Origin of the sequence: Streptomyces sp. NPDC014764 (assembly GCF_043082785.1) — a bacterium.
Classification (GTDB): Bacteria; Actinomycetota; Actinomycetes; order Streptomycetales; family Streptomycetaceae; genus Streptomyces; species Streptomyces althioticus.
The window spans coordinates 377,192-389,135 of sequence record NZ_JBIBXY010000003.1 but is presented as its reverse complement, the minus strand read 5'-3'; the positions used below and the strand labels follow the sequence as shown (position 1 = coordinate 389,135).

The 11,944-nt window shown below is 72.0% G+C and carries 12 protein-coding genes; 8 read left to right on the top strand and 4 right to left on the bottom strand.

From position 1 onward, the window contains the following. Nucleotides 1-45 precede the first annotated feature (45 nt). The gene (locus ACF1AG_RS10510) at nt 46-693 is read left to right on the top strand and encodes a hypothetical protein (protein ID WP_359601570.1); all 648 of its coding nucleotides are present in this window, start codon (nt 46-48) and stop codon (nt 691-693) included. Here the strand turns inward: ACF1AG_RS10510 and ACF1AG_RS10505 are convergent. Then, nucleotides 690-2,030: a M14 family metallopeptidase gene (locus ACF1AG_RS10505; protein ID WP_359601569.1), complete on the bottom strand. Its 1,341-nt coding sequence runs from the start codon at nt 2,028-2,030 to the stop codon at nt 690-692. The two genes, ACF1AG_RS10510 and ACF1AG_RS10505, sit on opposite strands and share 4 nt — an antisense overlap. Nucleotides 2,031-2,209: 179 nt before the next feature. Between ACF1AG_RS10505 and ACF1AG_RS10500 the strand changes: the two genes are divergently transcribed. After that, complete coding sequence (locus tag ACF1AG_RS10500) at nt 2,210-3,532, top strand: Nramp family divalent metal transporter (RefSeq protein WP_359601568.1); 1,323 nt, start codon at nt 2,210-2,212, stop codon at nt 3,530-3,532. Between the two features lie 18 nt (nt 3,533-3,550). Here the strand turns inward: ACF1AG_RS10500 and ACF1AG_RS10495 are convergent, their stop codons facing one another. Then, nucleotides 3,551-4,816: a hypothetical protein gene (locus ACF1AG_RS10495; RefSeq protein WP_359601567.1), complete on the bottom strand. Its 1,266-nt coding sequence runs from the start codon at nt 4,814-4,816 to the stop codon at nt 3,551-3,553. Between the two features lie 53 nt (nt 4,817-4,869). Then, the gene (locus ACF1AG_RS10490; protein WP_359601566.1) at nt 4,870-5,379 is read right to left on the bottom strand and encodes a SigE family RNA polymerase sigma factor; all 510 of its coding nucleotides are present in this window, start codon (nt 5,377-5,379) and stop codon (nt 4,870-4,872) included. Between the two features lie 176 nt (nt 5,380-5,555). Here ACF1AG_RS10490 and ACF1AG_RS10485 point away from each other — a divergent pair, with 176 nt between their 5' ends. Then, entirely contained in the window at nt 5,556-6,059 is a 504-nt protein-coding gene (locus ACF1AG_RS10485; RefSeq protein ID WP_387794930.1) for a YfbM family protein, read from the top strand. Nucleotides 6,060-6,097: 38 nt separating this feature from the next. Here the strand turns inward: ACF1AG_RS10485 and ACF1AG_RS10480 are convergent, their stop codons facing one another. Further along, entirely contained in the window at nt 6,098-7,804 is a 1,707-nt protein-coding gene (locus tag ACF1AG_RS10480) for a glycoside hydrolase family 18 protein (RefSeq protein WP_359604385.1), read from the bottom strand. Between the two features lie 438 nt (nt 7,805-8,242). Here ACF1AG_RS10480 and ACF1AG_RS10475 point away from each other — a divergent pair, with 438 nt between their 5' ends. The 5 genes from ACF1AG_RS10475 (at nt 8,243) to ACF1AG_RS10455 (ending at nt 11,913) form a co-directional block, all read left to right on the top strand. Continuing rightward, nucleotides 8,243-9,076: a hypothetical protein gene (locus tag ACF1AG_RS10475; RefSeq protein WP_359604423.1), complete on the top strand. Its 834-nt coding sequence runs from the start codon at nt 8,243-8,245 to the stop codon at nt 9,074-9,076. Between the two features lie 70 nt (nt 9,077-9,146). Continuing rightward, nucleotides 9,147-9,851: a Flp pilus assembly protein CpaB gene (gene cpaB / locus ACF1AG_RS10470; protein ID WP_391809603.1), complete on the top strand. Its 705-nt coding sequence runs from the start codon at nt 9,147-9,149 to the stop codon at nt 9,849-9,851. A gap of 9 nt (nt 9,852-9,860) precedes the next feature. Continuing rightward, nucleotides 9,861-11,114 (top strand): AAA family ATPase, encoded by a 1,254-nt coding sequence (locus tag ACF1AG_RS10465; protein WP_359604389.1) that lies wholly within the window; start codon nt 9,861-9,863, stop codon nt 11,112-11,114. Continuing rightward, a complete protein-coding gene (locus tag ACF1AG_RS10460; RefSeq protein ID WP_359604391.1) occupies nt 11,111-11,515 on the top strand; it encodes a TadE/TadG family type IV pilus assembly protein in 405 nt (134 codons plus the stop codon). The genes ACF1AG_RS10465 and ACF1AG_RS10460 overlap by 4 nt, the downstream gene beginning before the upstream one ends. Then, nucleotides 11,515-11,913: a TadE/TadG family type IV pilus assembly protein gene (locus ACF1AG_RS10455; RefSeq protein WP_359748441.1), complete on the top strand. Its 399-nt coding sequence runs from the start codon at nt 11,515-11,517 to the stop codon at nt 11,911-11,913. The genes ACF1AG_RS10460 and ACF1AG_RS10455 overlap by 1 nt, the downstream gene beginning before the upstream one ends. Nucleotides 11,914-11,944 lie beyond the last annotated feature (31 nt).

Below are 11,944 nucleotides of genomic sequence, written 5' to 3'. Positions count from 1 at the left end.
GGCTGGCTGTGACGCGCACAGGATCGTCGACCATACTCCTGCGGTGTGGAGCAGCGCATAGGTTCGAGCAGCAGCAAGCCCCTGGAGGGCGCCGGGTTCGACCCGGCCTTCATCCCCGGGCTCACCGCGCCCGCGACCGGCCGCGAGGAGGAGGCGAAGGACACGAAGGACGCGCCCGGCACGGACGGCGAGGACGGGGCCGTCGACGACACCGTGACGGAAGCCGCCCCGGACGAGGCCGAGGAGACCGGGGAGTCCGAGGACTCACCGGCCGCCGAGGCCGAGAAGACCGAGCACGACGACGAGCCCGAACCCGCCCCGGCGGGGCCCGCCTTCGAGGCGTCCGACCGCCGAGCCGCCCTCGTCGCCGACCACCGCGGCGTGCGGCTGAAGCTGGACGAGCAGGAGTGCGAGTTCCGCTGGGACGAGATCGGCGCGGTGGAGACGGAGACGGCCCGCTTCGGCAAGCGGTTCACCGTCACCGTCCACACCCCCGACCGGCGTTGGTACCCGATCGAGATCGAGGCCGACTCACGCCGCCGGTTCGCCGAGTGGGACGCCGCCCTGGACGAGGTCCTCGACGCGTACTTCGAGGACGGCGCCGAGGCGCCGGAGGCGAAGGACGAGAAGTCCGAGGCGGAGGACGACCCCTCCGGCGAGAAGGACGAGACCGGGGCGGCCGGCCGCGCCTAACGGCAGTACTGGCCCTCCTTGCCGATCACCCGGTACATGCAGTCGGCGTTCTCCAGGAGCTGGAGGACGGCGTCACGGTTGCGGGACGTCTCCCGCTCGATGACCTCGTCGGGCGGGTAGAACCCGCCGCCGGACGCCGACCTCGGGTACATCTCGAAGGTGTAGCCGAAGATCTTGTGGGCGCCCCAGAGGTAGTCGTCGATCGACCCGTCGGTGATGTACAGGTCGCTGGACTGCTGGGCCGTGTAGCCGTTGCTCGCGGCCATCTTCTGGCCGACGGCCTTGAACGCGGCGTGGTCGTCGGCCGTCATCCCGGTGGTGGTGTCGGAGTAGGTGTAGCCGAAGGGCCACAGCACCAGCTCGCTGTAGGTGTGGAAGTCGATGCCGGCCTTGATCTGCTGCACCCCGCCGACGACGCGGCTGCGCACGAAGTCGGCGACCACCTTCACCTCGGGCGCCGACTCGGGCGCCGAACCCCGGTACGTCTCGGAGGACTTGTTGCCCGATGAGCCGCCGCAGCAGCCCCAGCGGTAGTCCCAGTTGCGGTTCAGGTCGGTGCCGACGTACGACGAGCCCGAGTTGGGCTGGCGGTTCTTGCGCCAGGAGCGGTAGGCGCCGGTGGCGATGTCGTACTCGCCGCCGTCCGGGTTGAGGTCGGGGACGATCCAGATCTCCCGCTCCTGCACCATTCTGGTGACCCGGGCGTCGCTGCCGTAGCCGGCGCCCAGCTCCCGCAGCAGGTACAGGGCCATCTCGACGGTGAGGTGCTCGCGGGCGTGCTGGTGGTGGGTGAACAGGACCTCGGGCTCGGACTCGTCGGTGCCGACGTTGTCGCTGACCTTGACGGCGACGATGTCCCGGCCCTGGTAGGACTTCCCGATCACGCGCTTGCTCATGATCGACGGGTGGGCCGCGATCCGCTGGTCGATCTCCGCGTTCATCTCGGCGTAGTTGTGGTAGCGGGAGTCCGCCGAGGGGAAGTCGAACAGGCGCGGTCCGTCGGCGGCCGTGGAGCGGTCGGGGGCCGCGCCCAGCGGGGTGATCTCGTAGCCCTGGCTGCGGAGTCGGCGGATCTGGTCGGCGCGGCCGGAGACGACCACGGTCTCCTCGTCGGCCTCGTCCACGGTGACGCCGGCCTGCTGGATGGCCGTACGGGTGACGGGCGTGGTGTGCCGGTGGATCTCGTACTGGCGGATGTCGTCCGCGGAGGGGGCCGCCCGGTGCGCCCCGTCGGCGCCGGCCGGGGCGGCGGCGGTGAGCGACAGGGGCGCGGCGAGCGCGAGGGCGAGGAGTGCGGCGAGCGCGGCGGGGCGTCCGCCACGGGAACGGAGTCGCATGAATTCTCCTTGTGAGGAGGTGGGGTGGTTCATGGCGACGTGCGTGGTGCGGTGCGGTCATGGTCGGGATCTGACATGATCAGATCAAGAGGGCGAGCCGGCCGCCCCGCCAGGGGGAACCGGTGAAGATCCCGGCACGCCCTCTTGTGGGACCGGCACCCTTCCGCTTTCTTGACCCCATGGCGGACACCACGGGAAACACCCAGGACCTCGGCGCGAAGGACGGGCCCGGCCCCCAGCCGCGCCGGTCCAGTTGGCGCTACATCGGCCCCGGCATCGTCGTCGCCGCGACCGGCGTGGGCGCCGGCGACCTCGTGGCCACTCTCATCGCCGGCAGCAACTTCGGCTACACCCTGCTGTGGGCCGCCGTCGTCGGCTGCCTGGTGAAGATCTCCCTCGCGGAGGCGTGCGGCCGGTGGCATCTGTCCACCGGACGCACCCTGTTCGACGGCTGGGCCAGCCTCGGCCCCTGGACCACCTGGTTCTTCGCCGTCTACGCCGTCATCTGGGGCTTCGTCTACGGCGCCGCCGCCATGTCGTCCAGCGCGCTGCCGCTACAGGCGCTGTTCCCGAGCGTGATGGACCTCGAGTACTGGGGCATCGCCTGCGGCCTGGTGGGCCTGGTCTTCGTCTGGTTCAACAAATACGCCGTGTTCGAGAAGGTCATGACCGTCCTGGTGGGCGTCATGTTCGTGGTCACCGTCTACCTGGCGTTCCGCGTCACGCCCAACCTGGGCGACGCCTTCGCCGGCCTCCTCCCCGTGGTGCCCGACGAGAAGGACTCCATCCTCAACACCCTCGGCCTGATCGGCGGCGTCGGCGGCACCATCACCCTGGCCGCCTACGGCTACTGGGTCAACGCCAAGGGCTGGACCAACAGCGGCTGGATGAAGGTCATGCGGCTGGACAACCGGGTCGCCTACATCACCACCGGCATCTTCGTCGTCGCGATGCTCTTCGTCGGCGCGGAGCTGCTGCACTCGGCGAACATCGCCATCTCCGGAGGCGACCAGGGCCTCGTCCAGCTCGGCGACATCCTGGACGACCGCTACGGGACGACCACCGGCACCCTGTTCCTGGTCGGCTTCTTCGCCGCCTCCTTCACCTCGCTGATCGGCGTCTGGCACGGCGTGAGCCTGATGTTCGCCGACTTCCTCGCCCGGCGGCGCGGCGAGCGGCAGGCACGCGCCGACGAGCTGGCCTCCGGCCGCCGGGAACGCTCCTGGTCCTTCCGGGCGTACCTGCTGTGGCTGACCTTCCCGCCGATGATCCTGCTCTTCCAGGACGAGCCGTTCCGTCTGATCATCATCTACGGCGTGCTGGGCGCGGCCTTCATGCCGTTCCTCGCCCTCACCCTGATGTGGCTCCTGAACTCCTCCCGCACCCCCCGCGAATGGCGCAACGGGTACCTCAGCAACGGCATGCTGTCGGTCGCGGGTCTGCTGTTCCTGGTCCTGGCGGTCAAGCAGATCTGGGACCAGCCGTGGTCGGAGTTCTTCTGACGCCCCGCCGGACCCGGCTCACGCCCCCGCGTCCCACACCGTGCTCAGCGCGATCTCCCGCAGCTGCTCCATGGTGAGCGCGGGGGCGTCGCGTGTGGCGTCCTGGTGCTGCGCGGGCGTGTTGAAGGCGCTGACGACGACACGCAGTCCGTCGGGACGCAGGGTGTCCACCGTCCACATGACGACTCCCTCGGCGCCCTTCTCCCCGGGCGACTGCCGGGTGGTGACCAGCCTGCCGTCGGCCAGTTCCCCGGCGTCCTCGAACAGCGTGCCGGCCACGTCCGACATGCCGGGCTGCACATTGATCTGGACGAGGCTCCCGCCCTTGCCGTCGTCGACGACGAGGTAGGCGTACTCCGTTCCCTCGCCACCCTCACCGATCACGTTCAGCTCCTTGGGCAGCAGACCGGCGAGCGTGTCGGCGATCGCCTTGCCCCGCATCCCCGGCGAGGGCGCCTCGGTGGTGGCCGACCGGTCCCGGCGCGACGGCATGGAGTCCACCACCCGCGGCCACACGGCGGCGGTGACGACCTCCTTCAGCTGCTGCACGGACAGCGGGGGCTGCGGCCGGGACACCGGGGCGCCCTTCTCGGCCGGCGCGTTCCACTCGGTCAGCACCACGTGGTGCCCCTTGGGCGTGAGCAGTTCGGCGTACCAGCGCTTGGTGTCCGCCCGCCGGTCCGAGTACTCGTAGCCCTGGAACAGCGCGAGCCGGGAGCCGTCGGGCAGCTTGGCGGTGGTGCAGTCGTCGTACTTGACGAGTGCCTTGTCCGGGCAGGTCGCCCGCTGCCGGGCCTGCTCGCTGCCGGGCTCGACGTGGTCGAGGTTCAGCCCGAGGGCCGCCGCGCCCTTGCCGTCGTCGAACACGACGTGCGCGTGCGGGGGCATCAGTGAGCCGGCGCCCTGGGCCTGTTCCTCCTTGTACGTGCCCTGCGGCAGCAGTTCCTTGAGCGAGCGCAGGATGTCGTCGCCCGTGAAGGCCGCGGCGGGCGAAGGGCTCGCCGCCGACGGGCTCGCGGTCGCGGCAGGACCGGCCGCGGCGGAGGTCCGCCGGGGGTCGTGCACGTCGGACGGCAGGAGCAGCGTCGCGCCCACGCCGACCAGGGCGACACCGGTCATCCCGCCCAGCACGGCCGTACGCCGCAGCAGCTGCTTGCGTCGCCCGCGCACCTCGCCCCTGCCGACGAGGGCGGCCGGGTCGTCCGAGCGGAAGCTGTGGCCGGTGTCGCGCAGCGCTGCGGCGAACCGGTCCTCGAAGGGGTCCTCGTGCTGGTTCTGGGGCATGACGAACCCACCTTTCTGCGGGTGTGAGGTATGAGGTCGATGAACGGCCGGTGTCAGGGCCGGGAGAACTCGCGGAGGTCCTCGCCCAGCAGCTCCCGCAGCCGGCCGAGCGCGCGGACGCACCGGGTGCGAACGGCCGCCGAGCTGACGTTCAGCACGTCGGCGGTCTGCTCCACCGAGCGGTCCTCCCAGTAGCGCAGGACGACGACGGCGCGGTCCTTGGCCGGCAGCCGGGCGAGCGCGGCCATCAGCGTCAGCCGCAGCGGCGCGTCACCGCCGTCGGCGCCCGGCAGGTCGGCGAAGGTGTCGGTCGCCCGCTCCCGGCTGCTGTGCAGCCGTCGGTGGGCGAGGTAGGTCCGGGTGAGTACGGTCTGCGCGTACGCGGCCGGGTTCTCCGCCCGCGAGACGCGCCCCCAGCGGACGTACAGCCGGCCGAAGGTCTCCTGCACGAGGTCCTCGGCCAGGTGCGTGTCCCCGGCGGTGAGCAGGCACGCGGACCGGTACAGGTGTCCCGCCCGCGCGGAGGCGAACTCCGCGTAGTCCGCGCTCCGCTGTTGTCTCATTCCGTCCCCCGTCGTACTCCCCGAACCGCTCTCACCTCGTTGATGCGGTGGACCCGGAGAAATGTTTCACGGGGCGGCGGACTCGGCGCGCCCGGTCCGTTGTCAGTGGCCGCTGCCAGGATCACCGCGTCATCGGCGCACACCGGCGCCGGCCGTCGACCTGTGGGGGAGCCACCGTGGGCATGATCGGGGAGTACGCGCGCCTGACGGCCGCCGAGTTCGAGCGCGCGGTCGGCGACCCGGACTGGGCGTACGAGCGTGTCCAGGAGCTGAGCGAGCAGGAGCGGGACGCGGGGCTGCCGTGGGACCGGGCGCGCCGCCACGACACCGACAAGATGTGGTACGCCTTGGATTTCCTGCTGCGGCGCGCAGGCTTCCCCGTGGACGTCGTCTTCGGCGAGGAGGAGATACCCGGGGCGGACGACTGGAGTTACGGGCCGCCCCGCTGCCTCACCCCGGACCAGGTCCGCGCCGCCGCCGAGGCGTTCGCCGCCACGCCCTCCGCCCGGCTCACCGAGGGCGTCACCCCGGCCGACCTGGCCGCGGCGGAGATCTACCCGGCGATCGTCTGGGAGCGCGGTGAGCCGCTGGACGAGGTGACCGCCCACTACGAGGCCCTGGTGCCGTACTTCCGCGCGGCGGCCCGGGACGGGGACGGCGTCCTGCTCTGGATCAGCTGATCCGGAGCAGGACGCCGTCGGGAGGAGGGACGTGCCGGTTACGGCAGCGCGTGGACGTGCGGGCCGACCGCGTTGGACCAGGCGTTGCCCGCCGTGGCGTCCCAGTTGGTCGACCACGTCATGGCGCCGCGCAGGCCCGGGTAGGTCTTCGACGGCTTGAAGGAGCCGCAGTTGGTGCCGCGGGTCAGGCAGTCCAGGGCGGCGTTCACCACGGACGGCGCCACGTAGCCGCTGCCCGCACCCCGCGTGGAGGCCGGCAGGCCGAGGCCCACCTGGGACGGGTCGAGGCCGTTCTCCAGCTGGATGCAGGCCAGCGCGGTGAGGAAGTCCACCGAGCCCTGGCTGTAGACCTTGCCGTCACAGCCCAGCATGGAACCGCTGTTGTAGTACTGCATGTTGACGACCGTGAGGATGTCCTTCACGTTAAGCGCCGTCCGGAAGTACGAGTTGGACGTCGACTGCATGTCGATGGTCTGCGGCGCCATCGTCAGGATCATCGACGGGCCCGCCTTCGCGGACAGCGACCGCAGCGCCTGCGTCATGTAGGTCGCGTTCAGACCGTTCTCCAGGTCGATGTCGACGCCGTCGAAGCCGTACTCCTGCATCACGGCGTACACCGAGTTCGCGAAGTTCGTCGCGGAGGCCGAGTCGTTCACCGCGACGGTGCCCTTCTCGCCGCCCACCGAGATGATGACCTTCTTCCCGGCCGCCTGCTTGGCGCGGACGTCCGCCTTGAACTGCTCGACGGTGTAGCCGTTCAGGCCCGCCGAGTCCAGGTTGAAGGTGACGGCGCCCGGGGTACCGGTGGCATCGGCGAAGGCGACCGCGATGATGTCGTACTGCGACGGCACGTCGGAGATCTTCTGCACGGCCGCGCCGTTGTTGAAGTTCTGCCAGTAGCCGGTCACCGCGTGCCGGGGCAGGTCTCCGCCCCCGCCGCCGTCCTCCCGGGTGCGCACGGACACCGCCGCCGACTTCGCGGACTCGCCCGCCGCGTTGGTCGCCGCGACCTGGAAGCTGTACGACGTGGAGGCCGCGAGCCCGGTCACGGTCGCCGAGGTGCCGGTCACGGCGGTCACCCGGGTGCCGTCACGGTAGACGGCGTAGCCGGTCGCTCCGGACACCGCGTTCCACGCCAGCGTCACCGAACCGGCCGTCGTGCCGGAGACGGTCAGCCCGCCGGGGGTGGCCGGGACCGTCGGTTCCGGGTCACCGCCGCCGCCACCGTCGGGCCCGAGGACGGACACGTCGTCGACGTAGTAGGGCTGCTGGCCGTACCAGCCGTGGGTGTACACCGTCACCGACGTGGTGTTCGAGCCGGTGGAGAAGCTGGTCGACAGCTGCTTCCAGGCGGAGGAGTCCGGCGTCCAGGTGGACACGTCCGTGGTGCCGGTGCCGGTCACGCCCAGGTAGGAGTAGCCGCCCTGCACCCACCCGGTCAGGCGGTAGGTGGAGTTGGGCCGCACCGCGACCGTCTGGGAACAGCGGGCGTTGTCCTGACCGGCGGGCGTGGCCTTCAGCGCGGCCGCGCCGCCGTGCACGGGGGAGGAGACGACGGCGCCGCTGTTCGCGGTGCAGGTCCAGCCGCTCAGGCCCGACTCGAACCCGGCGTTCTTCGCGTTGTTGACGTCGGCCGCGGTCGCCTGGCCCGCTCCGGCGAGCGGGAGGGCGAGGGCCAGGGCGGAGACGAGGGCGGCCGCCCAGGGGCGTCTGCCGCGTCCGGGCGTACGGGGTGCGCGGTCCACTTGGGGCCTCCGGTGGGGGAGTTGGGGAGGGAAGCGACGGTGGCCACCGTTGATGCGTCACACCGTGGTCCAGACCAATCCGCTTGTCAATAGGTCCAGACCGGAAACGGCAGCGCCCGTGCGTGAGTAGGCCGACGGACGGGTGGGAAGCGTGGCCCGGAGGGTCAGGGGCGGGTCCGGCGTCAAGCCGGGTGCACCAAACCCACACGCACGGTGCCGTATTGAGACCGGCGAGATGATCGACCTGCCCCGATTTGGCGCATTGTGAGTACCAGAAGTTGCTGTTCGGCTGCTCAAAGGCTGTTCTCCGGTCACAGACCCGCGGATACAGTGCTGAGGTAGTCACGCAGTGAAGTCACGAGGGTGCACCGGAGTAACGCCCGGTGGGCCGACGGGCATGGGGAGAACGGGGAGCCGCGCGTGCCAACCGCCATTGCCGTGACCGGCGCCGACATGGCGCTTCCGGCGCAGGACGAACGGACCCTGCCCGCCGTCGTGCTGCGCGACGTCGACAGCCGGCCGCTCGACGAGGTGCTGACCGAACTCCAGGCCGTCGTCGAGGCGCACGGCCACGTCGTCGTCGTGTGCTCCCCGGCCACCCCGGCCCCCGTCCTGCGGCGGCTCCACACCCTGCGCTCCCTGCTCGAGAGCGACCGGATAGCCCTGTTCCGCCCCGACCTGCCGCCGCTCGCCGTGGCCGTACTGGCCCGCCAGTTACGGCAGCTCGCCTCCTGCGACATCGGACCGGGCGTGCTCGCCTCGGCCGGCCGGCTGCTCACCCACTACCTGCACGCCGGGGCGCTGCTGGGCTCCGTCGCCCGCCTCGACCGGGTCCCCGTCGACCTCAAGCAGCACGCCAAGTCCTGGCTGCCGGGCAGCCAGTTCGCCGTCCTCGCCCACCCCCAGCCGCAACTCGTCCGCCTCGGCCCCGACGCGAAACTGGACGGACCCGAGTTCGGCACCTGGATGCTCGTCGCCCGCGGCCAGCTCCCGTCCGACTGGGTCACCACCACCCTGGCGCCCGCCTGGCGCGTGCAGGGCCTGCACGAGGTCCCGCCGCCCGCCGAGTCGCCCGCCTGGTGGGGCACCGGCAAGCTCGTCGAGTTCTGCACCTTCCTGCCCGACCTGTCCGTGCTCTACCAACTGGTCACGTCCGTACGGCGCGGCACCTGCCACTGGTGCGGCATCGACGTCATCGGCGACCGCTGCGTGTTCTGCTCGGCCACCCCGCCCGCCCCCGAGGCCAGACCGGCCCTCACCCGACGCACCTGACCCGTCCGTCCACCGCGCGAGCCCGCACCGTCCCGCTCGACCGCCACCCCCCAACGAGGTTGTACGGTTCATGAACTCCCGTCAGCGCCGCGGCGTGATACTCATCCTCCTGTCGGTCCTGTGCGCCCTCGGCGCGTTCGCCGGCGTGCTCTCCGTCATCAACGACGTGCGCTCCAAGGTCGGCCCCGAGGTCGCCGCCTACCGCCTGAAGGCCGACATCGCGCCCTACACCACGCTCGGCGCCGACCAGTTCGAGCGGATCGAGATGCCTGAGCGCTGGCTGTCGGAGAACGCCGTCACCGACCTCGACGACCTCCGCGGCAAGATCGCCGTCACCACCCTGCGCAAGGGCTCGCTGCTGCAGACCGACATGATCGTGGACCGGCCCGCCCTCCAGCCGGGCCAGCAGGAGGTCGCCATCATGATCGACGCGGCGACCGGCGTGGCCGGCAAGATCACCCCCGGCTCCACGGTCAACGTGTACGCCACCTTCGAAGGGCGGCGCGAGGGCGACCCCGACCAGTCGAAGATCATCGTCACGGGCGCCCAGGTCCTCGACGTCGGCCGGCTCACCGCCCTCCAGCCCGACGAGGACGACCGCCGCGGGCCCGCCGACGCCGTCCCCATCACCTTCGCGCTGTCCACCCTCGACGCCCAGCGCATCACCTACGCCGAGTCGTTCGCCCAGCGGGTGCGCCTCGCGCTGGTCGGACCCGGGGGCGACACGGGCGTCCCCGAGAAGGACCGGACGTACGAACTCGCGCAGGACAAGTGAGAGGCCCGCATGTCCACCAGGATCCTCCCGGCAGTCGGTGACGCGGACGCGGTCCGGTCCCTCACCACCCTGATCGGCCAGCTCCCCGACGCGGAGCCGCTGGCCCCGGTGACCGACTCCACGCAGCTCGTCGACACCCTTGCCCGGCTGGCCGCCGAGTCCCTGGACGAACTGCCCGAGGTGGTCGTCGTCCACGAGCGGATCGGCCCCGTCCCCGCGCTGGAACTGATCCGTGAGGTCGCCCTGCGCTTCCCCGCCGTCGGCGTCGTCCTCGTCACCTCCGACGCGAGCCCCGTCCTCTTCCAGGCCGCCATGGACCACGGCGCCCGCGGCCTGGCCGCCCTCCCGCTGAGCTACGAGGAGTTCGCCGGCCGCGTCCACGCGGTCGCCCAGTGGTCGGCCGGCGTACGGCGCCACCTCGGCGCCGGCGGCGACCCGGTCCCCGGCGCCGGCGGCACCGTCGTCACCGTCAGCGGCGCCAAGGGCGGGGTCGGCGCGACCCTCACCGCCGTGCAGCTCGCGCTCGCCGCCCAGACCTCCGGACGCACCACCGCCCTGGTCGACATGGACCTCCAGACCGGCGACGTCGCCTCCTACCTGGACGTCCAGTTCCGCCGGTCCGTCGTCGACCTCGCCGCGATCAGCGACATCTCCCCGCGCGTCCTCGCCGACGCCGTCTTCCGCCACGACAGCGGACTCGCCCTGCTGCTCGCCCCCGCCGAGGGCGAACGCGGCGAGGAGGTCACCGACCGGGCCGCCCGCCACATCGTCGGCGCCCTGCGCTCCCGCTACGAGGTCGTCGTCGTCGACTGCGGCGCCCAGCTCGGCGGCGCGGGCGCGGCGGCCGTGGAGATGGCCGACCGGGCCCTGCTGGTCACCACCCCCGACGTCATCGCCGTACGGGGCGCCAAGCGGACCGTGCGGATGTGGGACCGGCTGCAGATCCGCAAGGCGGAGGAGACCACGGTCGTCGTCAACCGGCACACCCGGTCCACGGAGATCCAGCCGCCGCTCATCGCGCGGATCACCGGCACCGCGGTCGCCGCCACCACGGTCCCCGCCCACTTCAAGGAACTCCAGGGGGTGGTGGACGCCGGACGCGTGCACGAACTGGAGGCGAAGAGCACCGTGAAGCAGGCGATGTGGGCGCTGGCCGGCGAACTCGGCCTGGTGCGGGCCGCGCAGACCGGTCACAAGGGCGGCCGGCTGCGCGGCGACCGGGGCGCGGTCAGCTTCCGGCGGCGCAGGGACGGTACGGGATGAGCGGCGGCAGGCGGGCGGGGGTGACGGGGCCGCACCGCGACCGGGGACAGGTGACCGTCGAGTTCCTCGGCATGACCCCGACGATCCTCGTCACGCTGGTCGTGCTGTGGCAGCTCGTGCTCGTCGGCTACACCTTCACCCTCGCCGGGAACGCCGCCGACGAGGCGGCCCGCGCCGGGACGGCCGCGTCCCCGGGAGCACGCCAGGGCGCCTGCCGGGCGGCCGGCACGGACAAGCTGTCGGGCGCCTGGGGCAGCGGCGCCACCGTGACCTGCGCGACGGGCGGCGGCATGGTCACCGCCGACGTGAGGATCAGGGTGCCGATCCTCTTCCCCGGCACCCTGTCGTTCCCGTTCGACGTGACCGGTCACGCGGGCGCGGTCGAGGAGGAGACGGACTGATGGCGCACCGACCCGACACGCCGTACGCACCCGGCCGGCCGGACCGTCGCGAGGACGGAGGCCGCGACCGGGGGCAGGTGGCGATCGAGTACCTGGGGTTCCTTCCGATCCTGCTGATCGTGGCGATGGCCGGGGTGCAGCTCGGTCTGATCGCCTACACCGCCCAGCAGGCCGGCACCGCCGCCCGCGCGGGCGCCCGCAGCGCCTCCCTGGACCGGGGCGCCCAGGCCGCCTGCGCCGCCGCCGTCAGCTCCTGGCTGGCCGGCGGCACCTCCTGCGGCACGTCGGGCGGGGGCGACGAGGTCACCGTCACCGCCCGCGTCGACATCCCGTCCATCGTGCCCGGCTGGGACTTCGGATCGGCGGGGAGGAGCGCCACGATGCCCGTCGACCACTGACCCCCCCCACCACCGGAGCGCCCGACGAACC

Coding starts and splice junctions, on each gene's coding strand:
- ACF1AG_RS10505 (WP_359601569.1), bottom strand. CDS start 2,030: ATGCGACTCCGTTCCCGTGGCGGACGCCCCGCCGCGCTCGCCGCACTC.
- ACF1AG_RS10500 (WP_359601568.1), top strand. CDS start 2,210: ATGGCGGACACCACGGGAAACACCCAGGACCTCGGCGCGAAGGACGGG.
- ACF1AG_RS10495 (WP_359601567.1), bottom strand. CDS start 4,816: ATGCCCCAGAACCAGCACGAGGACCCCTTCGAGGACCGGTTCGCCGCA.
- ACF1AG_RS10490 (WP_359601566.1), bottom strand. CDS start 5,379: ATGAGACAACAGCGGAGCGCGGACTACGCGGAGTTCGCCTCCGCGCGG.
- cpaB (WP_391809603.1), top strand. CDS start 9,147: ATGAACTCCCGTCAGCGCCGCGGCGTGATACTCATCCTCCTGTCGGTC.
- ACF1AG_RS10465 (WP_359604389.1), top strand. CDS start 9,861: ATGTCCACCAGGATCCTCCCGGCAGTCGGTGACGCGGACGCGGTCCGG.
- ACF1AG_RS10460 (WP_359604391.1), top strand. CDS start 11,111: ATGAGCGGCGGCAGGCGGGCGGGGGTGACGGGGCCGCACCGCGACCGG.
- ACF1AG_RS10455 (WP_359748441.1), top strand. CDS start 11,515: ATGGCGCACCGACCCGACACGCCGTACGCACCCGGCCGGCCGGACCGT.